Source organism: Oceanococcus atlanticus (assembly GCF_002088235.1).
Lineage (GTDB): Bacteria > Pseudomonadota > Gammaproteobacteria > Nevskiales > Oceanococcaceae > Oceanococcus > Oceanococcus atlanticus.
This window is the reverse complement of the sequence record NZ_AQQV01000002.1, coordinates 719,686-746,223: the sequence shown is the minus strand read 5'-3', so window position 1 is coordinate 746,223 and position 26,538 is coordinate 719,686. Positions and strand designations below refer to the sequence as shown.

General features: G+C 62.4%; 24 protein-coding genes. 12 read left to right on the top strand and 12 right to left on the bottom strand.

The genetic code is table 11. From position 1 onward, the window contains the following. The first annotated feature begins 120 nt into the window (after nt 1-120). From ATO7_RS10565 to ATO7_RS10550, 4 genes are all read left to right on the top strand, one after another. Complete coding sequence (locus ATO7_RS10565) at nt 121-2,166, top strand: hypothetical protein (protein ID WP_083561688.1); 2,046 nt, start codon at nt 121-123, stop codon at nt 2,164-2,166. A gap of 110 nt (nt 2,167-2,276) precedes the next feature. Beyond that, nucleotides 2,277-4,025: a sensor histidine kinase gene (locus ATO7_RS10560; protein WP_083561687.1), complete on the top strand. Its 1,749-nt coding sequence runs from the start codon at nt 2,277-2,279 to the stop codon at nt 4,023-4,025. Next, nucleotides 4,022-4,666 (top strand): response regulator, encoded by a 645-nt coding sequence (locus tag ATO7_RS10555; RefSeq protein ID WP_083561686.1) that lies wholly within the window; start codon nt 4,022-4,024, stop codon nt 4,664-4,666. Before ATO7_RS10560 ends, ATO7_RS10555 begins: the two co-directional genes overlap by 4 nt. A 67-nt stretch (nt 4,667-4,733) precedes the next feature. After that, nucleotides 4,734-5,633, top strand: coding sequence for an AEC family transporter (locus ATO7_RS10550; RefSeq protein ID WP_083561685.1), 900 nt, complete (start codon nt 4,734-4,736; stop codon nt 5,631-5,633). A gap of 33 nt (nt 5,634-5,666) precedes the next feature. On the opposite strand, the gene ATO7_RS10545 is transcribed toward ATO7_RS10550, so the two are convergent. From ATO7_RS10545 to ATO7_RS10535, 3 genes are all read right to left on the bottom strand, one after another. After that, nucleotides 5,667-7,982 (bottom strand): DUF6351 family protein, encoded by a 2,316-nt coding sequence (locus tag ATO7_RS10545; RefSeq protein WP_083561684.1) that lies wholly within the window; start codon nt 7,980-7,982, stop codon nt 5,667-5,669. Nucleotides 7,983-8,138: 156 nt separating this feature from the next. Further along, the gene (locus ATO7_RS10540) at nt 8,139-8,621 is read right to left on the bottom strand and encodes a hypothetical protein (RefSeq protein WP_083561683.1); all 483 of its coding nucleotides are present in this window, start codon (nt 8,619-8,621) and stop codon (nt 8,139-8,141) included. 64 nt (nt 8,622-8,685) lie between these two features. Then, nucleotides 8,686-9,330: a TetR/AcrR family transcriptional regulator gene (locus ATO7_RS10535; RefSeq protein ID WP_083561682.1), complete on the bottom strand. Its 645-nt coding sequence runs from the start codon at nt 9,328-9,330 to the stop codon at nt 8,686-8,688. A gap of 90 nt (nt 9,331-9,420) precedes the next feature. On the opposite strand from ATO7_RS10535, the gene ATO7_RS10530 reads away from it, so the two are divergent. Continuing rightward, nucleotides 9,421-9,909 carry a hypothetical protein gene (locus tag ATO7_RS10530; RefSeq protein ID WP_083561681.1) on the top strand — a complete coding sequence of 163 codons (489 nt, stop codon included), beginning with the start codon at nt 9,421-9,423 and terminating at the stop codon, nt 9,907-9,909. After that, a complete protein-coding gene (locus ATO7_RS10525; protein WP_083561680.1) occupies nt 9,906-10,880 on the top strand; it encodes an ester cyclase in 975 nt (324 codons plus the stop codon). The genes ATO7_RS10530 and ATO7_RS10525 overlap by 4 nt, the downstream gene beginning before the upstream one ends. A 4-nt stretch (nt 10,881-10,884) precedes the next feature. Here the strand turns inward: ATO7_RS10525 and ATO7_RS10520 are convergent, their stop codons facing one another. After that, a complete protein-coding gene (locus ATO7_RS10520; RefSeq protein WP_083561679.1) occupies nt 10,885-11,283 on the bottom strand; it encodes an OsmC family protein in 399 nt (132 codons plus the stop codon). Nucleotides 11,284-11,422: 139 nt separating this feature from the next. On the opposite strand from ATO7_RS10520, the gene ATO7_RS10515 reads away from it, so the two are divergent. Next, nucleotides 11,423-12,358, top strand: a complete 936-nt coding sequence (locus ATO7_RS10515; protein WP_083561678.1) for a carbohydrate kinase family protein — start codon at nt 11,423-11,425, stop codon at nt 12,356-12,358. On the opposite strand, the gene ATO7_RS10510 is transcribed toward ATO7_RS10515, so the two are convergent. Beyond that, nucleotides 12,359-12,865 carry a hypothetical protein gene (locus ATO7_RS10510; protein ID WP_083561677.1) on the bottom strand — a complete coding sequence of 169 codons (507 nt, stop codon included), beginning with the start codon at nt 12,863-12,865 and terminating at the stop codon, nt 12,359-12,361. It lies immediately after the preceding gene. After that, on the bottom strand, nt 12,862-13,671 hold the full coding sequence (locus ATO7_RS10505) for a TatD family hydrolase (RefSeq protein ID WP_240499459.1): 810 nt from the start codon (nt 13,669-13,671) through the stop codon (nt 12,862-12,864). The genes ATO7_RS10510 and ATO7_RS10505 overlap by 4 nt, the downstream gene beginning before the upstream one ends. Before the next feature lie 112 nt (nt 13,672-13,783). Between ATO7_RS10505 and ATO7_RS10500 the strand changes: the two genes are divergently transcribed. Genes ATO7_RS10500 through ATO7_RS10485 form a run of 4 tightly spaced genes read left to right on the top strand, consistent with a single transcriptional unit; the run spans nt 13,784 to nt 17,402 of the window. Beyond that, nucleotides 13,784-14,431, top strand: coding sequence for a TIGR04211 family SH3 domain-containing protein (locus tag ATO7_RS10500; RefSeq protein ID WP_083561676.1), 648 nt, complete (start codon nt 13,784-13,786; stop codon nt 14,429-14,431). A 9-nt stretch (nt 14,432-14,440) separates the two neighbouring features. Continuing rightward, nucleotides 14,441-16,312 carry a cation:proton antiporter gene (locus ATO7_RS10495; RefSeq protein WP_083561675.1) on the top strand — a complete coding sequence of 624 codons (1,872 nt, stop codon included), beginning with the start codon at nt 14,441-14,443 and terminating at the stop codon, nt 16,310-16,312. After that, entirely contained in the window at nt 16,287-16,958 is a 672-nt protein-coding gene (locus ATO7_RS10490) for an alpha/beta hydrolase (protein ID WP_083561674.1), read from the top strand. The genes ATO7_RS10495 and ATO7_RS10490 overlap by 26 nt, the downstream gene beginning before the upstream one ends. After that, nucleotides 16,959-17,402: a tellurite resistance TerB family protein gene (locus ATO7_RS10485; protein ID WP_083561673.1), complete on the top strand. Its 444-nt coding sequence runs from the start codon at nt 16,959-16,961 to the stop codon at nt 17,400-17,402. A gap of 8 nt (nt 17,403-17,410) precedes the next feature. On the opposite strand, the gene ATO7_RS10480 is transcribed toward ATO7_RS10485, so the two are convergent. The 5 genes from ATO7_RS10480 to proC are packed head-to-tail and all read right to left on the bottom strand — an operon-like array spanning nt 17,411 to nt 21,014. Further along, on the bottom strand, nt 17,411-17,842 hold the full coding sequence (locus ATO7_RS10480) for a DUF4426 domain-containing protein (RefSeq protein ID WP_083561672.1): 432 nt from the start codon (nt 17,840-17,842) through the stop codon (nt 17,411-17,413). Beyond that, on the bottom strand, nt 17,839-18,435 hold the full coding sequence (metW, locus tag ATO7_RS10475; protein WP_083561671.1) for a methionine biosynthesis protein MetW: 597 nt from the start codon (nt 18,433-18,435) through the stop codon (nt 17,839-17,841). Before metW ends, ATO7_RS10480 begins: the two co-directional genes overlap by 4 nt. After that, nucleotides 18,432-19,592 (bottom strand): homoserine O-succinyltransferase MetX, encoded by a 1,161-nt coding sequence (metX, locus tag ATO7_RS10470; protein WP_083561670.1) that lies wholly within the window; start codon nt 19,590-19,592, stop codon nt 18,432-18,434. Before metX ends, metW begins: the two co-directional genes overlap by 4 nt. After that, nucleotides 19,589-20,146, bottom strand: a complete 558-nt coding sequence (locus tag ATO7_RS10465; RefSeq protein ID WP_083561669.1) for a YggT family protein — start codon at nt 20,144-20,146, stop codon at nt 19,589-19,591. Before ATO7_RS10465 ends, metX begins: the two co-directional genes overlap by 4 nt. A 49-nt stretch (nt 20,147-20,195) precedes the next feature. After that, nucleotides 20,196-21,014: a pyrroline-5-carboxylate reductase gene (gene proC, locus ATO7_RS10460; RefSeq protein WP_083561668.1), complete on the bottom strand. Its 819-nt coding sequence runs from the start codon at nt 21,012-21,014 to the stop codon at nt 20,196-20,198. Between the two features lie 94 nt (nt 21,015-21,108). On the opposite strand from proC, the gene ilvA reads away from it, so the two are divergent. Next, nucleotides 21,109-22,638: a threonine ammonia-lyase, biosynthetic gene (gene ilvA, locus ATO7_RS10455; protein ID WP_146680279.1), complete on the top strand. Its 1,530-nt coding sequence runs from the start codon at nt 21,109-21,111 to the stop codon at nt 22,636-22,638. Here the strand turns inward: ilvA and ATO7_RS10450 are convergent. After that, nucleotides 22,614-26,423: an EAL domain-containing protein gene (locus ATO7_RS10450; RefSeq protein ID WP_158523160.1), complete on the bottom strand. Its 3,810-nt coding sequence runs from the start codon at nt 26,421-26,423 to the stop codon at nt 22,614-22,616. The genes ilvA and ATO7_RS10450 overlap by 25 nt on opposite strands. Nucleotides 26,424-26,538 lie beyond the last annotated feature (115 nt).

Below are 26,538 nucleotides of genomic sequence, written 5' to 3'. Positions count from 1 at the left end.
CGCGTGCGCCTACTCAGCAAGGACTACATCGGGTGCGACAAAATGAGTAGAACTGCTCATGGTGCTGTGATCCCGGCTGGCCTAGCGTTGGTGCAACGACAATACGCATTGGAGCGGGGCATGGATATTCAGCGACGTGGCATGGTTTTGGGCAGCCTGGCCCTGACCCTGATGGCTTGCGGAGGCGGCGGTGGTGGCGGCGCGGCGTCAATTTCCGAGCGCACCGTTTACGTCAATCCGGATGACAGCGCGGTGTACAAACTGGATGCGGACAATGGCGAGCAGGTGACATTCTTCGGCCAGCGCGACGCTGACGGCCTGCCCACTGCGATCACGCATTTGTCCTACCAGGACGCGCACGGCCAGGCCTTCGAAATCGGTGTGGATGAATTTGGCTTGCCGGTCCGCGGCGCGGATGAGAGCGGCAACGTCATCCGCTTGACCTACCTGGATGCTGAGGGGCAAGCGATCCAGAAAAGCCTGAAAGCGGATGCCGCGGATGCGACCCGCAGTGTCAGCAGCATCGGTATCGACATCATCAGCAACGATGATGATGAGGCGCGTTCGATTGGTGGCGTGCTCAGTCTGGACAGTCCGGTCATTGTCGATCTGGACGAGGCCCTGGCTCAGTTGCAGGCTGCTGAACCGGTCGGCAACGTCACCGTGGATGTGGCCAAGTGCGATACGCCGGTAAATCCCAGCGGCGGTGTGGTGGTCAATTTCGCCAGCTTGAGTGTGGCCTCAAGTGGTCGTTACCCCGCCTGGCCGACAGGTCAGACGGGGCGTTACGTGGCGCGCGTACCGGTGCGCCAGCCGATAGACGTGCCGGATCAGCTGGAAGCCGTGTGCACCGGCTTCTCCGGTCTGCTCAATCAAGCCTGTCTGGTGTTCAACCCGGCCGCTTCGCCTGCGGGCAGTCAACTGGTCGGCGATCCGACGTTCCAGGCCGGATTCTGTGCCCAGGTCGCCGTTCTGGCCTCGGCCACCCCGGCTGCTCCGATCACCGGCAGCGCCGCCGGGGCTTTGTGCCTGGCCACGCTGGCGGGGGGTACATTTGCCTGCAACACACTGGGGCAGAGTTTCAGCGCCTCGCCGGACACCCCGAGCATTCTGGATCGCTTGTGCGACGTGGAAGGGGCATTGAATGCGGTTGATTCGGCTGTTGGCCTGGATCAGGTGTCCTTGCAGGCCATCGCCGATTTTCAGGCCGGGGCATCGATCTCCGCACCGGGTTCACAGCCCCGCGGTATCGTGGCTTCCGAGCAGCGCAGCGCCAACGCGGCCGGGCCTTTCCCTACGTTGGCGATCAACGATCTCAGCCCCAGTGTGGATCGTTTCGTGACCTCGCCGGCCACACCGCAACTCAATCAAGCGTATACCGCCAGCGCCACACTCTCCTGCGTGCAGGATGCCGATATTGCGCTCACTGCCGAGCGGGGAGGTGGCACGGTTGCTGCGAATGCGGTGACCAGTTCCAGCAATCGACGCAGCATCTCCGTTCAGGTTGCGGCCGCGACCCAGGCCGACACGGTGGATGTTCTGACGGTGTCGGCGAGCAACATGGCAACGGCGCAGTCGGTCACGCAGAAACGCAGCGTGGTGTTTGAGGGGGAACCGGACACGCAGCCAGCACCCGGTGATTTCGATTTTTCCGCTGTGAATCGTGCGCGCTTCACTCTGAGCGTCAATGCACAGGGCATGTTCTACCCGGATGCGAGCGGGGCCGACGCGTTCACGCAGGTGCGTGCGGTGAATGATGACCACAGCTATCCGGGCTTTGGCAGCGTGCCGTGTCCGCGGCAGGATCTGGGCAGTGAGCAAAATAATCAGGCCTTTGGGTTTGCTTTCAGTAACCAGAACGGCGGTGGCGAGTCACAAGGTGCGATTGTGGTTCAGGTCGATCCGCAAACCTGCAAGACTGCTCATGCGATGCAGGTGACGCACCGCGATGGTGACGATCGCGAGATCACCATGCAGCTGCTGGATGTTTCGGTTGAGGCCGACATCATCAGCGCGCAGCGCATCCGCTACCGATTGAGCGGCAGCGGATTGTGCGAGGTGGTGTCGAACTTCGACCTCTTCGAGAACGACAGCGACGGCGACTTCGAAGCGGATGTGCCGCTGTGCAATGCCTCGTCCGCCTTGAGCATAGAGCTGCTGCATTAGGCCCGCCGTCAGGCCGAGATGAACTTGACGGCCGGCTGGGTCATCATCGGGCACAAGAAGGTGGGCGCGATGGATGCGGTTTGGCGTGTCGCAGCGCAAACGGGGGTGGCGTGGACTTTGCGGTATTCGGGGTGGGGCTCGGCATGCTTGCAGCAGCGTGGCTTACGCCGGACTTTGCCGTGCTCGAGGATGAGGCCGGGCGCATGTCGATTGAGCAGGCTGCGGCGCAGCTGGACGGCCTTGCCCACGCCTCGACGGATGCGCAGCGCGGTCTGAATGCCGGGCTGAGTGACTCGGTTTGGTGGATGCGCATTGATCTTGCGGCTGCGGCCAATGCGCGGCTGCTGGTCGTGCCGTATTCGCAGAACGACCAGCTCGAGGTCTTTCGGCGGAACCTGCAAGGCCGCTGGCAAACGGCCTCAGCGGGCGATTTCACACCGATGTCCAGTCGCGAGATTGCCCATCCGCAGCCGATCTTTGCGATCGAACCAGATTTCGCCGGACCCTTGTATCTGCGGGTGGCATCAAGCGGCGCGGTCAATGTGCCACTGCAGCTGTGGGATGAGCGGGCGTTCTGGCGCCAGGATGGGCGTAACCAGCTGGCGTACGGGTTTTACTACGCCGTGCTGTTTGCGCTGGCGATCTACAACGCGTTTTTGTGGCTGGCCTTTCGTGATCGTGCCTATCTGAACTATGTGCTGTATCTGCTGGGCCTGCTGCTGTTTCAGGTCGCCTACAGTGGTCACGGCCACTGGTTGCTATGGCCACATGCAGGCTTGTTTGCACATCTTGCAACCCTGCTCGGGCTGGCCGCCACACTGGGCTTTGGTGCGGCCTTCGTGTCCGACATGGCGCGCGCGCGGCGCTGGGCGCCGACACTGCACAAGATGCTTTGCGGCTTGATGCTGGTGGCGGTCGTGGCGGCGCTGCTGACCCCGCTGACCTACCGTACGGCCATGCTGATGCTGTTGCTGAGTGTGGCCGTGTGCAGCGTGGTGTTTCCGCTGACCCTGGTGCAGGCCTTGCGTGCCGGTGAGCGTCAGGCGCGTTTTCTGCTGCTGGGCTACTGCGCCTTCATGCCGGGGGCGGCCTTGCTGTCCTTGCGCACGGCCGGGTTTCTGCCGGCCAGTTGGCTGAGCGAGCATGCCTATCAGATCGGGACCATGGCCGAGGCCATGCTGCTGTCATTTGCCTTGGCCGATCGGATCAATCTGCTCAATGTGGAAAAGGAGCGCGCCACCCACGCGCTGGCCCAGCAACGTGAGCGCGGTGCCCAGGCCTTGTTGGACGTGCAGGACGCCGAGCGCAGACGCATCGCCCAGGAACTTCACGACGGTATTGGCCAGCGCCTGCTGACCATCTTGATGAGCTTGCGTGGCATGGCCGCACCGGAGGTCCGCGCGTTACAGCACGAGGTGCGTGAAACGATCCGTGAAACGCGGCGTGTCTCAGCCAATCTGTACCCCTCGCAGCTCGATCGTCTGGGCCTGGTTGAGGCCCTGCAGGCGATGCTGGAAACGGCCTGTGACAGCGCCCGCTTGCGCTGTACCCACGATCTGCACGATGTGCCGCTGAGTCGGCGCGATGCTTTGCAGGTCTACCGTATTGCCCAGGAAGCGATCAGCAATGCTTTGCGTCACGCGCAGGCCCGGCACGTGCATCTGGCCTTGCAGGCGGATCAGGATCACTATCGGCTGCGGATTGAGGATGATGGCCACGGCTTTGCCGAGCACGCCGCCCGGTGCGGGCAGGGCATACCGGGTATGCACGACCGTGCGATGCGCCTGAATGCTTGTTTGACTGTGCAGACCAGGCCACAGGGTGGCACCCAGGTCACGCTCGAGGCGCCACTGACATGAACATCAGCGTGCTCATCGCCGATGACCATCCGATATTCCGCCGTGGACTGCGCGAGATTCTTGGTCTCACCGCGGACTTTGCCGTGGTTGCTGAAGCGGGCGATGGCGAGCAGGCCGTGCGACTGATTCGTGAGCACCAGCCGCGTCTGGCACTGCTTGATGTGAGCATGCCGCAGATGGACGGGCTGAGTGTGCTGGAACAGGTTCAACGTTGGCCGGATGCGCCGGACTGCGTGGTTCTGACCATGCATGATGAACGCGCCTACTTCAATCGCGCCTTCAGACTGGGCGCACGTGGTTATCTGCTCAAGGAGCAGGCGGAAGAGGAACTGGAGCGCTGCCTGCGCGCGGTGATGAGCGGGCAGCGTTATGTCGGGCACGACATTCGCTGGACCCTGGATGAACTCGGCGATCCGCGAGCCCAGAGTCCGCTGGCAGGCTTGACCGCCGCCGAGCGCAGAGTTCTGGATCTGGTTGCGGATTACCACAGCAGCCGCGAGATCGCGGACCTGCTCAATATCAGCATCCGCACGGTGGACAATCACCGGGCACATATCTTGCGCAAGCTCGGCCTGCGCGGCAGCCACGCCTTGCTGCGTTTTGCCCGCGAGCAGCGTGATGCCCTGCCGCGGGCCGACTGAGCCGCGCTTGTGAGTGCTCGGGCCGACGCGTCATCATAGTCGGCTTTATTTCACACGCTGCCCGTTCATGGATGCATTCTGGCTGTTACTGACCTGTCTGGCACTCGGCGCTGCGGTCGCGCGTTGGGCGCAGCCGCCCATCGGTCTGGCCCAGATGCTCAACTGGTGGGTCATCAACATCGCCCTGCCGGCGCTGGTGCTTTATCTGGTCCCGCGCATTCACCTCGACCCCAGTCTGTGGTTCCTGGTGGCCTCGCAGTGGCTGGTGTTTGGCGGCGCCTGGCTGCTGTTTGAAGGGCTGGGACGACGCCTGAACTGGAGTCGGGCACGCATTGGTGCGCTGGTGCTGGTGTGTGGCCTGGGCAACACCTCGTTCATGGGTTATCCGATGATCGATGCCCTGCGCGGTCAGGATGCGCTGGCTCTGGCGGTGATCGCCGATCAGCTGGGCTGCTTTGTGGCCTTGGCGGTGGGTGGCGCGGTGGTTGCCGCGATGTATTCCGGCAAGCCGGCCAATGCGAGCGAGATTGGCAGGCGAGTGCTGCGCTTTCCGCCATTTTTGGCCCTGCTGGCGGCGCTGGTGGTGGGTTTGCTGGGTGGCTGGCCGGCGCCGGTCAACGGGGTGTTGCAGCCGATCGGTCAGACCTTGACGCCTTTGGCCCTGTTCTCGGTCGGGCTGCGTTTTCGACCGCGCATCAGCCGGGATCAGGCATTGCCGGTGGTACTGGGGCTGTCGTGGAAGTTGTTGCTGGCGCCTTTGCTCGCGCTGGCGCTGGGCGTGGTGGCCGGCTCGTCCGGCCAGACCCTGCATGTCGGGGTCCTGGAGGCGGCCATGGCACCGATGATTTCAGCCGCCATTCTGGCCGATCAGCATCATCTGGACCCGCCGTTGGCCAACGCGGTGCTGGCCTTCGGCATATTGCTGTCCCTGCTCAGCGTGCCGGCCTGGCACCTGATGCTGGGTTAGGGCCGCGCTGCGTCGGCAGCGCGGCCCCGGATTTCAACGGTCGCGGATCGGGTAGACGAAGGCTGCGGCCTGGGTGCCTGTGGCGGACCGGGCCGGCGCTGGCGGTAGCGGTTCGCCACCCACGATCATGCGACCGCTGTTGTCCACGTAGGTCAGCCACGACACCGTCTTCTGCTTGTTCTTGCCCGGCGCGCGGTAGTCGCACACACCATCAGGGAAAGCACTCTGCAATTGCTCCCACTGCGCGTCGGTGAACGGCACAAGCCCATAGTCGTCATTGCGATCCATGGGTTTGAGCTGACAATCAAAGTTGTCCGCCGTTTGCGTATCGCCGGCTACGGTGCGTGGGGTGCCATAAGCGTATAGCGGGCGCAGTAAATCGACGCAAACCTCGCCGAGGATCGGTTGCCCGGCAACCACGGCGCACTGGTCCTGAATATCACCAGGCCGGTTGCGGGAGATTTTGTCTGGCAGCGGCGTGTCGCTCAGATCGGCTTCGATATTGGACAGCCAGCGATCCATCGCATCCAGGCCTTTGTACACATAGGACAGATCGCCCAGCAGCGGCACCGGGCCGGCCCACATCACATGATTGCGTGCGCTGCCGTGCTCGCGCTCAATGCGCCAGCGTATCCACCAGGCGTGCAGGGCGTCGTGCGCAATGCCGGGGTCCGGGCCGACAAAATTCAGGATCGGCACGGTATCCAGATTGTTGGTCATGTTGATCATGCCACTGCGATAGGCATTGCCTACGGCCGGGTTGTCGGCACGCGTGCGCGCTTCCTGCGGTTGCATATCGATGTCGAGACCGCCGATCTTGACGTTCAGATCGACAAACATGGCCGGTGTGATCAAACCCGCTCGCAGTGCTTTGAGACCGTACTGAACACCGGTGTTGCCCAGCGGAATGCCGGTGAAACCGTAGCCGACCTGCTTTTCGATATCCGACCAGACCTCGGGAGAGCGTTGTCCGAGGATGTGCGGAATCCACTCGAGAATGCCGCAACGTTGCCCGGTGGGGTTGGTTTCGGGATCGTAGGTATTTTCGGCAAAGCAATCACCGGTGGTTTGGGTGGCAGCTTTGAACAGACCTTCGTCAGCGACGATGGCGTTGAGGTGGGTCAGATGGCCTTCAACCGGCCCCCACAGCAGCGGGTTCCAGATCACGCCGGGTGCCCAGCGCGCGGGCGCCTCAAAGTACTTGCGCATGAGATGCAGATCGGCGAACTGCAGGCCTGCCGACAACGAGTCGGGATAGGCGCACATAACCAGCAAGCCCTGGTAGAGACCCGGATAGGCGTTGGCGATGGTCAGCTGGGCAATCGAGCCGCCCGAACAACCGGTGCCGATGGTGTAGCGCAGTGGGCCGTACTGCTCCACGAAGCGCTCTTTGGCCATCATGATTGATTCGGCGTTGAGTGCTACGTCGCAGTTGTGTCCGGTGTTGGCCAGTGCGGTCGAGAGCACGGCATAGCCCTGACCCAGCGCGTAGATATAGCTGGGTTCGAGCAGGGGCAGGTCGCCAAAGGTGCCGGAATAGTCATCCAAAGGGGCGCTGCCCGGGCGGTACTTTGCGCCGCAGTTGCCGCCGTGGGTGATCAGCATTTTGCCGTTCCATTGCGGCTGCGGGGCCCAGGGCTCCCAGGCCTCATCGGGGTTGAACAGCGTCAGAATCTTGTATTCGTCGCGATCCTGATAGCCGCGCTCTAAACGCACGATGAAGGGCACGGTCTGGCCATTTTGCGTGGTCGTCATGGCCACGTTGTTGGGCGGATTCTGCGGATCGTAGGGCAGCAACTCGGTGCCCAACTCGGCGATCGGCACGATGTCGGTGACCACATCCAGGACGTCGACCAATGCGTTGGGGCGGTACAGATAGGTGTATTCGGCCGGTTGGTTGCAGTGAATGTCGGTGGCGCTGTCCTGGCAGCGGTACCGTTTGATTTCCGGACGCGAAAAGATTGGGCCCTGATTCGGATAGTTGTAGATCTGGCTTTGGGCCTGTGCGCCACCGGCACGGGCGCTGAGCGTGTTCTCGCCGAGCTTGAGCCCTTCAATACGGCCCATCAGCGAGCCGTCGGGCATGGGATGGAAAAGTGCGCTTACGTCGCTGCCATTCAGACTGACGTGAATGGCATTGAGTGGCGCACCATCGTGCGCACGAATCCCGATCAGGGCGTCGTCGCCACTGATCATGTCGGCACGGTTGGAAAGAATTTCGATGATCGGCGCCGCCGCATCGTCCCTGTTTGTCGCTGTGGCCGCATCGCGACCACCTTGCCCGCATCCTGCAAGCATTGCGCCTGCCCACAGCACCACCAGCGCTGCTGCGCGTCGCCCAATCACCATATTGTGTCTCCTCAGTGCACCCCCGCGGCCGTTTGTGTGTAATCGTAGGTATCGGCTCGTCGAGTGCGTGTTTGGCTAAAAATCTATCGCCATCCGCGAGCGTATTGTGCCCGTCCGCGCGGTGCTTGGGAACATCTGTGGCATTTTGGGTGGGGGCTAGTCCGGCTGTTTATGCGGGCGCAGGCAGCGCCACGCAATCACGCCCATGATGATCATCACCAGCACCACGCCCCAGTAGAACAGGAAGAAGGCGAGCTGGTTGGTTGCCGAGCCACCAAATTCCAGGCCTCGGCTGTCCGGAAACAGCGGATCCAGGGCGGAGGCGATGACGATGGTCCAGCCCACCGAGATCAGACCCCAGGCGATACGTTTGAGCGCTTTCACGCCAAACGGAAACACCGGCAGCACGGCCGCGGCAATCCACAGGCCAAAGCCGTTGACGATGCCTTCCATGTGGGCCATACGCCAGGCGTCATAGGTGCCGGGTAGCTGTACATCGATGCTGAAGGGAAACGGCCACAACGCGACGCGTTCCATGAGGAAAAACAGGAAGCCGAAACCCAGCACCCCACCGATGAAAATCAGCAGTGCGCCGTGGCCGACGAGTAGGCGTTTGGTGTCTTCAAGATCGGCGGTCATGCAGGTCTCCTTTGTATGTCACCGGCTGTTATTCTGTTGGTTTGGCTGATCCAGCCGTCACATCTCACGATGCGTTGCTGGTTTGCATGCTGGCGCTGGCATTCTCCAGCCCCTGAACCAGGGTCTGAATCATGGCTGGCAGCAGGTCATCGAGCTGGCGCCCCATCACGAACTGGCCGGAAATCTCCAGTGATACCAGGCCGTGCGCGCCGGCCCAGAACAGATGGCTGGCGGTCAGCGGATCAGTGCGGAGGTGCAAGGCACCGCTGTCGTGGGCGGCGGTGACGGTGCGCGTGCACACATCCAGCGCAGCGTGCTTGGCTGCCGTCAGTTCTTCCAGGTGAGGGCCGGTTTCCGGCTCCGGCAGACGAAAGAACATCAGCGCATAGCGGCCCGGTCGTTCGACGCCGGCGCGAATGAATGCTTCAGCCAGCAGGTTGAGACGCTGCAGCGGCGACTGGTGGGTGTCGACCGCGCGCAGCATGCTCTGCTCCATCCAGCGAAAGGCCTGGGCGCGCATCGAGGTGAGCAGCGCATCCTTGCTGGCGAAATAACGGTACGGCGTTGAATAGCTGCATTGCAGGCGCGCGGCGATCTTGCGCAGGCTGACCGACTCCAGGCCGCCGTCTTCGAACAGTTGCATGGCGGCTTCGAGAATTTCCTCGCGCCGCTGTTCCACCTGCGTGTCGCTCAAGCTTTGTCGTGCCATGGATTTATTTGACAGTGTTAAATTGACGGTGTCAATCTTTGTGGCTGCCGGTCAGGCGAATGATCAAACACAACAACAAGAGGAGTGGCGATGAGGCCTGAAAATCTGAGCGCGGCGGAGCGATCCCGTATTCTGGCGCCTGCCGCCGGGCTGTTTGGCCTGGGTCTGGTGATCGGTCTGGTTTTCACCTTCGAGGCGATTGGTCATGTCGCCGCATGGCCCTTGCTGCCGGCGCTGGACATCCAGATGCCAGGCACCGAGGCGGCTTGGCGGCGGACCCATTTGGGCCTGCTGATCAATGCCATCGCAATGATCGCCTTCGCCGCGGCGGGCGCCAGCATCCGCCTGACTCAGGGGGCGCGACGCTGGTACATCATCTGCGTGTGCGTAACGGGCTGGTCCAACAGCCTGGGTTTTCTGGTCGGCGCTCTTTTCGGTGTCCGCGGGCTGGCCTTCGGCGGTTCGCTGACCAATACCCTCAATTACCTACTGTTCCTGATCGCCGTCCCAACAGCTTTTGCTCAGGCTTGGCTGCTGTGGCGCGGTGCGCGTAATACTCGTCTGGAGGCCCAAGCATGAGTCCGATCAAAATTCTCGCCGGCCTGTTCAAGGGGCTGTTTGTTCAATCACCGCGCATGCTCGGCTTTGCTCAGCGCTTTCTGGGTGCCTGGAACAAGCATGATATCGACGCCATCATGACCCTGATGGCGCAGGGCAGCAGCTACCGCGATCCGCTCAGCCAGGGCGCGCTGTCCGGCGAGGCGTTTCGTGCGCATGCGCAAGCGCTGATCACCGCGTTTCCCAATCTGAGTTTTGAGCTGACCGGTCCCATTTCGATTGGTGATCGCAATCTTGTTGCCGGCTATCGTTTGAGTGGCAGGCATGACGGGCCGCTGCCCGGTGGTCTGGGCATTGATGCGGTTGACCCGACCGGGCGTGAGCTCGCGCTGGAAGCGACCATGAGTCTGCGTTTCGATGCCCAGGGTCAGGTCTGTGTCGACAATCATTTCGCGCTCGATACCCTCGCCGAGCAGCTCGGCTTTCTGGCTTTGCTGATGCCGCGCGAGCAGGGTGATTACCAGTTTGGCGCCTATTACCGCCTCAACCGTGGCAACCGTGCACCGCCCGAGGCCATCGGCATCACCTGGTTGCTGGTGCGCGGCGGTCAGGAGCCGTTCGATGCGGCGGCTGACGTGACCAACAAGGTGCTCGAGAGCTTTGCCGACAAGCCGGGCTTCGTGACCGGCATTATCGGCGCCCGACCGCCCGATGAGCACGGCAATTCATCCGGTTTCACGCTGTCGGCCTGGGAGTCGATCGAAGCCCTGGAAGAAAACCTGCTGCCCAACGAAGACCACAAGCAGGTTGTGCATCGCTTCATGAAGGAAGGTTTTGCCTACGGCACCCATTCGCGTGTGTATCAGCTGGTTCGGGCCAAGCCGGTGATGATTGCCTGCACCACCTGCGGCAAGAAAAACAACGCCTACAAACGCAATCCCGTGTGTTCGGCCTGTGGTGATCCGCTGGAAGCACCACCGCCGTACTGGTAGGACGTCAGCCCAGGTGGGTGTTGATGCTGATCTGCGCCTGGGTCATGAGTTTATGGATCGGACACTTATCGGCGATCTCCAGCAGTTTGCTGTGCGCGGTCTCGTCCAGATCGCCGTTGAAAGTCATCGCCACATCCAGGGCGTAATGTCCTTTGGCCTCTGCGCTGGCGTCCCGGCTGACCACCAGGTCGATGCTGTCCAGCGCCAGCTTGCGGCGTCGTGCCACCATCATCACGGTGATGGCTTTGCAGGCGGCCAGTGAGGCATCAAACAGGTCGTGCGGATCCGGCGCTGAGCCTTCGCCACCAAAGGCCGGCGCAACATCGCTGAGCAGCGTGTGCTGGTCGATACGGATCTGCTGGCGGTAGGTGCCCTGCGGGGCTTTGCTCAGATGAATGCTCATGCGGTGATCTCGGAGGTGGACACTGAGCGTCGCTGTTTTTGCCGGCAAGGTCCAGCCGACCGCGCGTCCGACGATCGCTTATGATGGGATGGCTTGCCGCCGTGGCGGCGTCCTTCACCGACAACAACAAAGCCTACGCATGACTGCACTGATTTGTGGATCCTTCGCCTACGACAACATCATGGTTTTTCAGGGGCGATTCGCCGATGAAATCCTGCCCGACAAGGTGCACATCCTGAATGTGTCGTTTCTGGTGCCGCAGCTGCGCAAGGAATTTGGCGGTTGCGCCGGCAATATCGCTTATACCCTGGACATGCTTGGGGGAGCGGCCCTGCCCATGGGGACGGTGGGCGAGGATTTCGCGCCCTATCGCAAGCGTCTGAACAATCTAGGCATTGATGATCGCTATGTGAAAAGCGTGGAGGGCAGCTTCACGGCACAGGCCTATATCGTCACCGATCTTGATGACAATCAGATCACCGCGTTCCATCCCGGTGCGATGAGCGAGGCGCATCAGCAGCGCGTGCCAACCGATCAGGGCGTAACCCTGGGCCTGGTTTCGCCCGATGGGCGCGACGGCATGATCGAGCACGCCACCCAGTTTGCCGAGGCCGGCATTCCGTTCATCTTCGATCCGGGGCAGGGCATGCCGATGTTTGATGGCCAGGATCTCAACACCTTCATCGAGCAGGCCACCTATGTGGCGCTGAACGATTACGAGTGCGGCATGTTGTGTGAGCGCACCGGTCTGAGTCCGGAACAGGTGGCCCAGCGCGTGGAGGCATTGATCGTGACCCGCGGCGCCGAAGGCTCACGCATCTACAGCGCCGGCAAGGTGCTCGAGATTCCGGTGGTCAAGGCGGCCCGTTTGAGTGATCCGACCGGTTGCGGCGACGCCTACCGAGGCGGTTTGCTGTATGGCTTGCAGCAGGGCATGGACTGGGAAACCACGGCACGTGTTGCGGCCTTGTGCGGGTCGATCAAGATCGAGCAGGCCGGGACCCAGAATCATCAATTCTCGGCCGAGAGTTTTGCCGCACGCTTTGCTGACGAGTTCGGCTACAGCCTGAGCTGATCAGTCGCTCGGCGACTGCGCGGCAAAGCGGTGCACGATGGCCGGGGTGGCCGCCGGATCGACAAACAGGCTGGCCAGAATCTGACGACCCTGGTGAACCAGATCCATGTGGCCGTGGTTGTTCAGGGTCACGGTGATCTGGTTGACACCGGTCTTGAACAGGCTGGCCGGCAGATGCACGTCGGCGGCATAGAGGCGCTGGACCTTGCGCCCGTTGACGTACAGATGGGCGTGGCCACTGAGCACGCCGCTGCGCGGATCACGTGATGCGCTCATCATCTGGCGCATATTCATCTGCGCCGGTGGCGGCTCGAGTACGAAGTGGCGGGTCTCAAGATGCAGGTTGTAGCCGCTCATCACATCGCTGCGCAGGCGCAGGTCCAGGGCCGGCACTTGGACATCCTCCGGCACCTCAAGTGGCATGTGCGAATGATCCATCTGAGCCTGGGCGATGCCGGCTGAGGTGCCAAGCAACAGGCTGCTCAGCAGGATCATCAACATTTTCATGCGTGCAGTCCGAACAGCGCGGCGGCGTTGGCGCGGGTGATCACGGCAACATGTTTAAGGCTTTGCTGGCGTGCATCGGCCACGCACTGGGCCACGGCAGGCAGATGGACCGGCTCGTTGCGGCGTGATTTGGGTCGCGGCCGTATCGTGCGCGGCAGCAGGTAGGGCGCGTCGGTCTCGATCAGCAGGCGCTCATCGGGAATCAGGCTCACGCAATCGAGCAGGTGAGCGCCGCGCCGCTCATCACAGATCCAGCCGGTGATGCCGACATACACGTTAAGCGCCACATAGTCGGCCAGTTCCTCGGCCGTGCCGGTAAAGCAGTGCACCACCACCCCGGCGAGTTCATCGAGGCGTGGTTTGAGGATTTCGAGAAAATCCTCATGCGCATCGCGCTGATGCAGAAAGACCGGCATTTGGGTCTCGATGGCCAGGTCCAGCTGGGCTGCGAAAGCCTGCTTTTGCGCTGTAACCGGTGAGAAATTGCGGTGATAGTCGAGACCGCATTCACCCAGCGAAACCACCCGCGGGTGCTGGCTCAGATCGCGAAAGCACGCGGCCATTTCGGTGTTCCAGTCGCTGGCATGGTGCGGGTGCAGGCCGGCGGTGGCGTACAGCTCCACACCGTGCCGGGTGCCGCTCATCTCGGCGGCGCCAATGGCGCTGTCCAGACAGCTGCCGGTGACCACAATGGTGCTGACCCCGGCGGCCGCAGCGCGCTGCAGCACCACGTCGCGGTCGGGGTCAAAACTGTCGTGGTGCAGGTTGGCACCGATGTCGGTCAGGTCGAGCGGAGCAGCGGACACGTGGATTCGAAAGCAGTAAAGTAGTGAGCGGTGAGCGGCTGGGGCCGCCGGATGCGTTGGTGCGGCAGTGTAGTGCCGGCTGGCGTGATCGTCACGCCTGTCCAAAGGATTTATGAAGTCACTCAAGCCTTTAGTGTTGCTGCTCATTCTGCCGCTGTGTGCGGCAGCATCCGAAACCGTGGTGGTTTCGGATCAATTGCCCATCAATGTGCGCTCCGGCGTTGGCACTGGGCACGCGATCATCGGCGCGGCCCACAGCGGCGAACGCCTTGAAGTGCTCGGACAGGAGCCGGGCTACTACAAGGTGCGCACCCCGCGCGGCAAAGAAGGCTGGGTGCTCGCCCGTTTCGTGCAGAAGGAGCCGGTCGCGCGCGCGCGCCTCGATGCGGCGCAGACCGAGCGTGATAAAGCGGTGGCCGCAGCCGAGGCTGCACAGCAGGCCTTGCAGACCCTTGAGGCTGAGCATGCCGCGCTGAGCGCGGCCCACGAGCAGCTTCAGGCCGAGGCCGTGAACTTGCGTCAGGAATTACAGGAGATCTCCAGCGCCGCGGCCAGCACGCTGGAGATTCGGGCGCGCAACAAGGACTTGCAGCAAACGCTGGCGGACGCCGAGGCGCAGGGCCAGGCCTTGCAGGGCGAACTCAGTGCACGCGAGTCGCGGCGCTCCAATATGCTGCTCGGCGCGGGCATTCTGTTGGCCGGCATTCTGCTTGGCCTGATCGTGCCCTTGCTGCGTCCGCGCCGCACCAGCAACTGGTAAACAACGCCCATGGATATTGCAGAAGTCATCGTGCTGATCTTCTCGCTGGGCGTGCTCGCCCAGTGGCTGGCCTGGCGCGCTCATATTCCCGCCATCGTGCTGTTTGCCGCCGTCGGCCTGATCATCGGCCCGATTGCCGGGGTGGTGAACCCGTCGCTGGTGCTGGGCGATGTGTTTCGTCCGGTGGTTTCGCTGTGTGTGGCGGTGATTCTGTTCGAGGGCGGACTTAATCTTCACTGGCACGAGCTGTCCAGTTCGGCCTCCGGGGTCAAGCGGCTGGTGACGGTGGCGGCGGTGCTGAGTTTCGCTCTGGGGTCGATCGCGGCGCACTGGGTTGGCGGGCTAGAACTGCCTGTGGCGATGGTGTTCGGCGCGATCATTGTGGTGACCGGGCCGACCGTGATCATGCCGCTGCTGCGGCAGTCGCATCTGAACCGGCGCACCGCGTCGTATCTCAAGTGGGAAGGGATCATCAACGACCCCATCGGTGCGCTGGCCGCCGTACTGATTTTCCAGGTGTTCGTGCTTAGCGATCAGTCTGGTCACGGCGGTTTGCTGTCCGGCCTGCTGATTGCCCTGGGTTCGGGCATTGGTCTGGGCGGTGGTGCAGCCTGGCTGCTGGGGCGGGCCTTCAACAACGGTACGATCCCCGAGTACCTGAAAGCGCCTTGCACCCTGGCTACGGTGCTGGTGGTCTACACCCTGTCCAATCACATGCAGCACGAGGCCGGTTTGCTCGCGGTCACGGTGATGGGCCTGTGGATGGGCAATATGGATTTGCCGAGCATGGGCGAGATGCGCCGCTTCAAGGAGTACATCACCCTGATGTTGGTCTCGTCGGTGTTCGTCATGCTCAGCGCCGACATCGACCGCGATATCCTCAACATCCTCGACTGGCATGCGGTGGCCCTGATTCTGGCCCTGATGTTCATCGTGCGTCCGGCGGCCGTGCTGATCGCCACGATCTGGACTGACATGCGCTGGTCCGAGCGCATTCTGGTGGCCTGGATCGCACCGCGTGGGATTGTCGCGACAGCGGTGGCCGGCGTGTTTGGCCCCGATCTGGTGGCGGCCGGTTACGAGGACGGTGCTCTGCTGGCGCCACTGATGTTTGCCCTGGTTTTCGCCACGGTCATCAGCCATGGCTTTTCCATCGGTTGGTTGGCGCGGCGCCTGGACCTGACCGTAACCCCCAACACGGTTTTAATCGTGGGCGCCTCGCCGTGGACCACCGCGTTGGCACAGACCATCAAGAACGATCTGGGCAGCAACATCATCCTGGTCGACAGTTCCTGGCACCGTCTGCGCGAGGCGCGGCTTAACGGCATTCCGGTGCAATACGGTGAGATTCTCTCCGAAGAACTGCAGCAGGGGCTGGAGCTGGGCAGCGTCAACTGCCTGCTGGCGGCGACCAGCAATGATGCCTACAACGCCCTGGTGTGCCGGCATTTCTCCCAGGAGCTAGGGCCCGATCGGGTGTTCCAGCTGCCCATGTATGCTGCCGAGGAGTCGCACAAGCGGCGCAAGGTGGCCAAGCCGCTAACCGGTGTCATGGCCTTTTCCGAAGATTCCCAGTACGAGGAGTTGTGGCGGCGCCATTTCCAGGGCTGGAGCTTTAGCAAGACGCGCATCACCAGCACCTACGACTGGGAGAATTTCCTCGCCGATGTGAGTGGCGAGTCCATTCCCATCGGCGTGGTCAAGGACGGTCGACGCATGATCTTCCACGCGCCGCTCAACCCCATTCGCCCGCAGCCGGGCGATACCGTGGTGTACTACGCGCCGCCTGAGAGCAAACCGATCAAACCGCCGGTGCCCAAGAAAACGCCCAAAGCGGACAAGGAGTCGAGCAGTGATGGACCAGTACCTGCCGAGGCTTGAGCCCGGGGAAAGTCGTCGTGGACTGATTCAGGGCCCAGCCGGGGCGCTGGAATATCGTCTCGACATGTCGGACAGCGAGCCGCAGGCGGTGGCGGTGATCTGTCATCCGCATCCGCTGTTTAGCGGCACCATGGACAACAAGGTGGTGTACTCACTGGCGCGCAGTGCACAGAGTTGCGGGCTGGCGGCTTTGCGCTTCCAGTTTCGCGGTGTCGGGTCGAGCGATGGGCCACATGACAAGGGCGTCGGTGAGGCGCTGGACACCGCTTTCATGCTGGGCGAACTGCGCCGCATCTGGCCGCAGGTTCCGGCCTTTCTAATGGGCTTTTCGTTTGGCGCGTACATGGCGCTGAAAGTGGCTGCCGAGAACGACGATGTGGCCGGGCTGATCGCGATTGCGCCGCCGCTGATGTACGCCGGCGATGCGGCGGTGCCGCAGCCGCATTGCCCGTGGTTGGTGATTCATGGCGATGCCGATGATGTGGTCGCCCACGATGACACCCTGGAGCGTGCCCGGGCCATGGCCCAGCCGCCGGAATTTCACACCATTGCTGGTGTCGGACATTTTTTCCATGGCGAGCTGACCCAGTTGCGCAGCCGGGTCGAAACCTGGCTCACGGCCCGGCTCGCCGATAGCGGAGACTGAATGAGTCTGAAAAAACTGTTCGAGCGCGCGTTTGTCAGCGCCTCGTCGGAACGTGATGCGGATGTGGACGCGCAGCTCGCCGCTGCGGTACTGCTGGTCGAGATTGCCCAGGCCGATCAGGACCTGGCCGACAGCGAGCGTCGCATGTTGGCCCAGGGTATGCAGACGGTGTTTGCGCTGGAGGCGTCCGCCGCGCTGGAACTGATCGCCCGCGCTGAGCAGGAACAGGCCCACTGCATTTCCATGCAGCCCTATGTCAGTGCGGTCAACCAGCACTGCTCACGCGAGCAGAAGCTGCACTTGCTGGAAGCCTTGTGGGCGGTGGCCTGGGCGGATGGTCGCCTGGACGCCCAGGAAGAGCACATGATGCGGCGCATCGCTGATCTGCTGTTCCTGTCCCACGCCGAGTTCATTCAGGCCAAGCTCAAGATCACCGGCGAATAAATCTGGGCCTAGCGGGGCGGGCGGTAGAACTGCTGTGAAAAGTGCACGGGGAACGGCCCGTGCGGTCCCTGCGGATCAATCTGGAAATCGAAGCGCATGGTTTCCAGATGCGAGAAATCAAAGGTCGCAATCCAGTAGATGGCGTCTTGTTCGCGCACCTCACGCAGATCATCGAGGCGTTCCTGGCCGATCAGATTGCGGATACGCCCGCTGACGCTGGACGCCACGCTGACCTGCGGCGCATCGACATGCTGCAGGTTGAGCACCGCCACGCCCTGCTTGCGGCTGCGCGTGATGCCGTAGGCCTGTGCCACCTCGGGCGGCAGGTCGTAGGTGACCATGGCCATGTAATGCAGACGATAAGGGCCGGATTCGATGACCTGCTCGGCCCAGGCAGCAAGGCTCAGCAGGCTGGTGATGAGCGCAAGCACAATTCTCATCGGGGTTTGTCCAGCAGATACAGGCCGACCTGGCCTGACAGATTGGGCAACCAGCGGCGCGAACGACCATTGCGGTGCTGATCGTCCGAGACACGCCTTTCGAGGATACGGATATTGAGTTCCTGGCACAGCGCCTCGAAGTCCTTGAGCGTGCACAGGTGGATGTTCTGGGTGTTGTACCAGGTGGCGGGCAGGGCGCGGGTGCGCGGCATTCGGCCGGACATCATCAGCTGCAAGCGTAGCGACCAGTGGGCAAAGTTGGGGAAGGTGACCACCCCACGGCGTCCCACCCGCAGCATGTCGAGCAGCACCTGATCAGGCTGCTGCATCACCTGCAGGGCCTGGGTCATGACCACGTAATCGAAGCGCTGATCGTTGAATTCGCTCAGCCCATTGTCGACATCGGTGTGGATGGCATCCACACCTTTGGCGATGCAGGCCGCGATGTTGCCCACGTCCAGATCCAGGCCATAGCCGGTCACCTGGCGCTCGCGCTGCAGCATCGACAGCAAGGTGCCGTCACCGCAGCCCAGATCCAGCACCCGGCTGCCCGGTTCGATCCACTCGCTGATAATCGAGAATTCCGGCTTCATGCGCCTGCCTCCTTGGCCACCTTGTGCATGTACTGGCCGAACACCTTGAGATAGTCCGGCACCGGGACCAGGAAATCATCGTGGCCCAGCGGCGAGTCGATACAGGCGTAGCTGACCGATTTGCCAGCCTGCAGCAGGGCGCGCATCAGCTCGCGCGAACGCTCTGGCGAGAAGCGCCAGTCGCGGGTGAAGGCGACCAGCAGGAAGCCGGCCTCGGTGCGCTCAAAGGCGCTGGCCAGATCGCCACCGAACTCGCGCGCCGGGTCGAAGTAATCCAACGCCTTGGTCATCAGCAGATAGGTGTTGGCGTCGAACCGGTCGATAAAGCTGCGGCCCTGATAGCGCAGATAGCTCTCGACCTGGAATTCGGCCTCGAAGGAAAACTGCGGGTTGCCACTGATCAGATCGCGCCCGAACTTGTCGGCCATGGCGTTATCCGACAGGTAGGTGATGTGGCCGAGCATGCGTGCCAGCATCAGTCCGCGGCTGGGCACGGTGGCGTGCTCGGCATAGCGGCCGTCATGGAAATCAGGGTCGGTGAGGATGGCCTGGCGGGCCACCTCGTTAAAGGCGATGTTCTGCGTTGACAGGCGCGGCGCCGCGGCAATAGCCACCACGTGGCGGGTCAGATCAGGAAAATCCACGCTCCACTGCAGGGCCTGCATGCCACCCAGACTGCCGCCGATCACCGCAGCCCAGCGTGGCAGCTCGAGGGCCTGCATCAGGCGCTGCTGGGAACGCACCCAGTCGCGCACGGTGACGATGGGGAAGTCTGGTCCCCACGGTTTGCCGTTGTCGGCACGCAACTGGTTGGGGCCGGTCGAACCGCAACAGCCGCCCAGATTGTTCAGACACACCACGAAAAAGCGGTTGGTGTCGATCGGCTTACCCGGTCCGACGCAGGATTCCCACCAGCCGGGTTTGCGGTCCGTGGCGCTGTGGTAGCCGGCCGCGTGATGGTCGCCGGACAAGGCATGGCAGATCAGCACCGCGTTGCTGCGCGCGGCGTTGAGTTCGCCGTAGGTTTCGATAATCAGGTCGAAGGCATCCAGACTGCGGCCGCAATCCAGCTCCAGCGGCTGATCGAAGTGCAGGGTGCGCGGGCTGACCAGGCCGACCGAATCGCTCGACCATGGTGGCGAAGATGATTCACTCATCGAAAGATGTACGGCAGAGGAATCAGACGGATCAGCACCTGCAGCACCAGGATCACCACCAGCGGTGAAAGATCCAGGCCTCCGATCGGCGGCAGCACGCGGCGCACTGGGCGCAGCATGGGCTCATTGACGGAAAACAGCAGACTGGACGCCGGGCTGTGCATGGATGCGCCGAACCAGCTCATCACCGCCTGCACCAGGATGGTGATGGTCATCAGGTTGATGGTCAGGGTCAGCACCTTGAGCAGACTGATCCACAGGATCGTGACCACACCGGCGCCGCGCCCGATGATGAGCAGGTCGACCAGGATGTTGAGGAAAACCACCGCCAGCAGCACCACCAGTGCCGGGATATCCAGCTGGCGATAGCGCGGTACCACCTGACGCAGAAGCTGGGTCGGTGGATTGGTGACTTTCCACACGAACTGGGCCATCGGGTTGTAGAAGTCCGCACGCACCCATTGCAGCAGGATGCGCAGGATCAGCGTGTAGGCGTACAGGCTGAACAAGGTATTGACCAGAAACAGCCCGGCGCTGTCGATATTGGAAGTCATGCGGGTGTCGCGTTCGTGATGCTAACGGTGGATGTATGGGGGCGCGTGATCAATTTTCACGCGACATCTCGGCTGCGCGCTGGACCACCGCCTGCATGGCGTTGTCCACGACGCGGGGGAAATCACCCGCAGCGAACGCGTCCAGCGCTTTCGCCGTGGTGCCGCCGGGTGAGGTCACGCGTTGGCGCAATTCAGCCGGGCTGGCGCTGTCATGCAGGGCCAGCTTGGCGGCACCGTAGGCAGTGTGCAAGACCAGATCACGCGCCACCTCGGGGCTCAGGCCCAGCCGCTCGGCGCCGGCCTGCATGCATTCCATCAGATGGAAGAAGTAGGCCGGCCCACTGCCTGATACCGCAGTCAGACAATCCAGATCGTGATCGGTTTCGAACCAGCGCACTTCACCGGCTGCGGCGAGCACGGCGGTGGCCAGTTTGCGCACTTCGCCGGGCTGTTCGGCATCCATGATGGCGCCAGTCATGCCGGCGCGCACCAGCGCCGGCGTGTTGGGCATGGAGCGCACGATCGGCATACCCGGGCCAAGCAGATCACGGTAGCGTTGCAGCGGAATACCTGCAGCAATGCTGATGATCAGCGGTTTGCGCACCTGCACAGGCTGACGGATTTCCTCCAGCACGCTGGCCATGATGTTGGGTTTGACCGCAAGCACGATGACATCGGCCTGGGCGGCCAGCACCGCATTGTCCTGCAGGGCAACCACACCGTGATCGGAGACCAGCAGATCGCGGCGCTGCTCATCCGGTTCGGTGACCAGGATGCGGTCCGGGTCGTGGCTGGTCGCGACCAGTCCGCCGATCAGGCTGGTGGCCATATTGCCCCCGCCGATGAAGCCGATGGTTTTGCTGTGCATATCCGAAATCCTTGATGAGCCGGGGCGTCGCGCTTTTACCGCGCGTGCGCCATTGGGTATTCTGCCCGCCCATTGTCCCCGATTCAGCGGTTTGATGTCTCTCCCAATCCTTGAGCAATATGCCTCACGTCTTGCCCGTGCCGACGTCTATGAGGTTGCGATTCAGACCCCGCTGGAGTTTGCCCGAAAACTGAGCGAGCGACTCGGCCATCGCGTGTGGCTCAAGCGTGAGGATCTGCAACCGGTATTCTCGTTCAAGCTGCGTGGCGCCTACAACAAACTGCGCTGCCTCAGTGAAGAGGAGCGCCAGCTCGGTGTGATCGCCGCTTCGGCAGGCAATCACGCCCAGGGTCTGGCACTGGCCGCAACCCGTATGGGGCTGCGTGCGGTCATCGTCATGCCCAGCACCACCCCGAGCATCAAGGTCGACGCGGTACGCGCCCATGGCGGTGAGGTGGTGCTGCACGGAGACATCTTCGATGTGGCCAGCGAGCATGCCCAGGCGCTGGCGCGTGAGCACAACCTGACCTACGTGCATCCCTATGATGATCCGGATGTGATTGCCGGGCAGGCCACGGTGGGGCTGGAGATTCTCAGCCAATACAGCGAAAAGCCGGATGTGATCTTCGTGCCGGTTGGCGGTGGCGGTTTGATCGCCGGTGTGGCCCTGGCGGTCAAGGCCGCCGACCCGTCGATTCGTATCATCGGCGTGGAGCCGGATGATGCGGCCTGTCTCAAACTGGCCATGGACAGCGGCGAGCGCGGCGTACTGGCCCAGGTTGGCTTGTTCGCCGATGGCGTGGCCGTGCGTCAGATCGGCCAACACACCTTCGATGTGTGCCGTGAACTGGTCGATGATGTGGTCACCTGCAGCGTGGACGAAATCTGTGCGGCGGTGCGCGATATCTTCGAGGACAACCGTTCCTTGCCCGAGCCGGCCGGGGCCCTGGCTGTGGCCGGGCTGAAAAAATACGCCGAAAGTCAGGTCGCAGGTGATAACGACGTGCTGGTGGCGATCGAAAGCGGCGCCAACGTCAACTTCGACCGCTTGCGCCATATCGCCGAACGGGCTGAGCTGGGCGAGCACCGCGAAGCCTTGTTCGCCGTCACCATTCCGGAACGCCCGGGCAGTTTCCTGGATTTCTGCGAGCGGCTGGGCCGGCGCGCCGTGACCGAGTTCAACTACCGGTACGCCGACAGCAGCGATGCCCATGTGTTTGTCGGGGTGAAGCTGGGCAAAGCCAGCGAGCGAGCCGCGCTGGTTGCTGATTTCGCCGGTGCCGGGTTTGAGGTCACCGATCTCAGCGAGAGCGAAATGGCCAAGGTTCATGTGCGTTACATGGTGGGCGGACGGGTGCCCGGGCTGAAAAACGAGCTGCTGTTCCGCTTCGAGTTTCCCGAACGCCCTGGCGCCTTGCTGGGTTTTCTGCAGCGCATCGGCACACGCTGGAACATTTCCCTGTTCCATTACCGCAATCATGGCGCGGCCTATGGGCGCGTGCTGGTCGGCATCCAGGTGCCGGCGGATGAGCATAAGGCTTGCCGCGATACGCTGGACAGCCTGTCCTATGCCTATTTCGAGGAAACCGGAAACCCGGCTTACGAGCTGTTTTTGGGGACCTGATCCGGCTTCAGCCAGGCCAGCTCGAAGTCGCTCACGAGTTGGGGTTTGTGCAGCACGAAACCCTGCAGTTGATCGCAACCCAGGGACAGCAGGAAATCAAGCTGGAACGGGTTCTCGACGCCCTCCGCCACGGTGGTCATGTCGAGGCTGCGAGCCAGCGCCACAATCGCGGTACACAAGGCGCGTTGGTCGGCGCGATGTTCCAGATCGCGCACGAATGCCTGGTCGATCTTCAGCTTGTCGATGGGAAAGCGCTGCAAATAGGTGAGTGATGAATAGCCGGTGCCGAAATCATCCAGCGAAAGCGTATGGCCCAGTGCTTTGATGCGGTTGAGTGATTCGGTGATCAGCACCATGTCGCTGGCCAGTACCGATTCGGTGATTTCGATTTCCAGCTGCGCGGGATCGAAGTCATAGCGCTGCCGGTTGCGTTTCAGCGCCGTGAAAATTCGCCCGCTGATGAACGTTTCAGCAGAGACGTTAACCGCGATGCTGGTGCCGTAGCCGCTTCGTTTCCAGTGCGCCAGGGTGGCGCAGGCCTGACCGATGACCCACTGATCAAGATCAAGTATGAGATCGGATTCTTCGGCCAGCGGGACAAACATTGCCGGCGAGATGGGGCCGCGCTGTGGATGCTGCCAGCGGACCAGCGCTTCGGTGCCAACAATGCGACGTTGGCCATCGAATTTGCCCTGCACGTGCAACTCCAGCGCATCAGCGTGGATGGCCTCGCGCAGGTCACTTTCCAGGGTCAGGCGATCAAGTGCGCGCGCGGTCATGCCGCTGTCGTAGAAAACAATCCCGGATTGGCCTTCACGGGCCGCGTCATGTGCCGCAGTGTCCGCGTACTTGATCAGGGTGAGCACATCCTGGGCATGCTTGGGATAGCACGCAATGCCAACGCGAACCTGCACACTGACTTTGTGGGCGCCAAACTCCACCGGCACGGACGCGGCTTCGCTGAGCGCGCGGGCCCAGCGCATGGCCTGCATTTCTGCCGCTTCCATCTGCATCACGGCGATAAATGACTCCTCGCCCAGCCGGGCCAGCTCGCGTGAGGCACTGCTTTCGCCATCGCCAAACAGCACCTGCGACAAGCGGCGACTGATGGTGCGCATGATGTCGTCGGTCGAGCGAAAGCCGAGGCTGTCCTGCAGATGTTTGAATGGGCCCAGCTGCACGACTATGAAGGCGGCCGAACGCTGCAGGCCTTGATTGTGCTCGATCATGCTAGCCCCGCGTTGCTCCAGCAGGTCGCGGTTGGGCAGGCCGGTGATGCGGTCGTAATAGGCCAGCTGATTGATTTGCGCTTCACGTTGCAGGTTACGCAGACGCCAGCGTATGAACATCCACAGCAAGATGCTGGCGGCAATCAGATACAAGGCTTGCGCCCACAGTGTGGCCCACGGTGCCGGTTCGACGGTGATGGTCAGGGTGTGTGCTTGCGGGGTCCACAGGCCGTCGCTGTTGGCAGCCTTGATTTTGAACAGATAATGGCCCGGATCCAGATTGGTGTAGGTGCTGCGTGTGCGTGCACTGGGGGGTGACCAATCGCTGTCGAAGCCTTCCAGCATGACGCTGTAACGGTTCAGCTCCGGTGCCGTGTAGTCCAGTGCTGCGTACTCAATACTCAGCACACTGTCGCGATGACCAAGACGGATGGCGGTGAGGGCCGAATACGGTTGCTTGCTGGGCAGCGGCTTGTTGACGCTTTCCAACGCGGTGATGACGATGCGCGGCGGCTGGCTGGCCGGTGTGATTGCCTGGGGTTGGAAGCTGTTGTAACCGCCATGACCGCCGAAGAACAGGCGGCCGTCGGCGCCGCGATGGATGGCGCCGAAGTTGAGTTCTTCACTTTGCAGTCCCTGAGCTTGATGAAACTGACGCAACTCGGCTTGCTCCGGCTTGTAGCGCACCAAGCCACGGTTGGTGCTGATCCACAAATGTCCCGCTGCGTCGCTGCGTAGGCCGTTGATCACATTGCTTGGCAAACCCTGGGCGGCGCTCAGGTGCTCGAAAGTGGGCCGTTCACTGCGCAGTTGGTCGGGGTCAAGGTGAGCCAGGCCGGCGTCTGCTGTGCCGATCCACAGGCGGCCCTGTGCGTCGACGTGCAGGCCGTAAATGGTATCGGCCCCCAGATTGCCGGCCTCACCAGGGCGGTGGCGGAAGTTGTGTTCGACCTTCCCTTGATCATTGAGCTTGAACAGCCCGTCGCCGTCCGTGCCAACCCAGATATGCCCAAAGCCGTCTTCCACGATGGCCGTGGGCCGGGTTTTGTGCAATGCCGAGCTTGGATCTGCGGGCAGCCGTTCGATGTGTCCGGTGGTGGCGTGCAGGCGTGAGATGCCGGCGCCGAACGTGCCGATCCACAGGTGGCCGCGGCGGTCCTGATGCAGGCTCATAATGCCATCGGCGCCCAGGCTTGCCACTTCGTCGGGCTGGTGCCGAAATGTTGTCAGGCGGCCATCCTGCGGGCGGTAACGTTGCAGTCCGCCATCGAATGTGCCGATCCAGAGTTGTCCGTCACGGTCGCGCAGCAGTGCGGTGACCGGCGATTGGCCGCGCTCCGGGAAGCCGTCTTGAGGGCCAAAGCGGGCACTGACCTGGCCTGTTTGATCGACCCGTAACAGCGGTGCCCCAAAGCTGCCAACCCAGGTCTGTTGGGCCTCAGCATCGGCGTCGGCGAAGGCCAGAACCACTGCGCCGCTGAGTTCGGGGGGCTCATAGCCTCCGAGCAGCCAGCTGCGTGGATTCCAGCGGTTGACTCCGCCGACCCGGGTGCCGATCCAGATCAGTCCATTGTGATCTTGGGCCAGGGACATCAAACGGTCGTCGCTCAGGCTGAAGGGATTGGCAGCGTCCTGCTGAAAGCGCTGGAATGATGCGGTCTCCGGGTGTTTGAGGTTGAGCCCGTTCTGGGTTGCGATCCACAGCTGGCCGTTGCTGTCTTGCAGGATGTCGCGGATGCGATCGTCGCTGAGGCTGTCAGCGGCATCAGGTTGATGACGAAAGCTGTTACGTTGCGCACCGTCGCTGCTGATGCATTCCAGGCCGTGCTCGAAGTAACCGATCCAGATGCGGCCTGAGGTGTCCAGCATCAACGACGATGCCGGTTGATTCAGCCCGCCCAATGGGCGCATGCCGCCGCTGCCCGGGTCTAGCTGCCACAGGCCTTTGTCGGTGGCCAGCAGCAGGCGCCCGTCCGGATGTTCAAGCAGGTCGTAGACGCCGCCAGGCTGATTTTCGGTGCCGCGGTACCAGTGCTTCAGCACGCCTTTGGGCGAAAACTGAATCACGCCGGCATCGCGCGTGCCCAACCAGATGTCGCCCTGGGTGTCGATAAGCAGACTGCGACCATTGCGGCTGTCGGCATAGCGGGGGTCGCCAATATCCAACACGGCGCTAAACGCACCGTTATTGCGATTCATACGTACCAGGCCACTGCCGCGAGTGGCCAGCCACAGATCAGCGCTGCGGTCTTCGGCAATATCCCAAATAAAATCCGCCGGCAGACTGCGAGGATTGCGATGGTCACGCTGATGGCGCGTAAACGCGGTGCCGTCGTAGCGGTTCAAGCCGCTCTCGGTGGCCAGCCAGATAAAGCCGAAGCTGTCCTGGAAGATGTCGTTGACCGTGTTCTGAGACAGCCCATCGCTTTGACTGAGGGATTGAAACACCATCACCGGCGTGGCCAGTGCCGGGGGGCTGAATAGCGCGCACAGCAAAAGAGCTATCGCCGCCGCCATGGACAGGGACTGACTCGCTGATTGATGACGCTGGAGCATGCCGGGGTTCACGTTTCGTTTGCACGGGTGTTTGCAAAGTCTACGCCACACCTGCGAGACGCTCTCCGTCTGCTCTGACCAGGCGTCGCGGTACAGAGCTTGCAGGGTTGTCGTC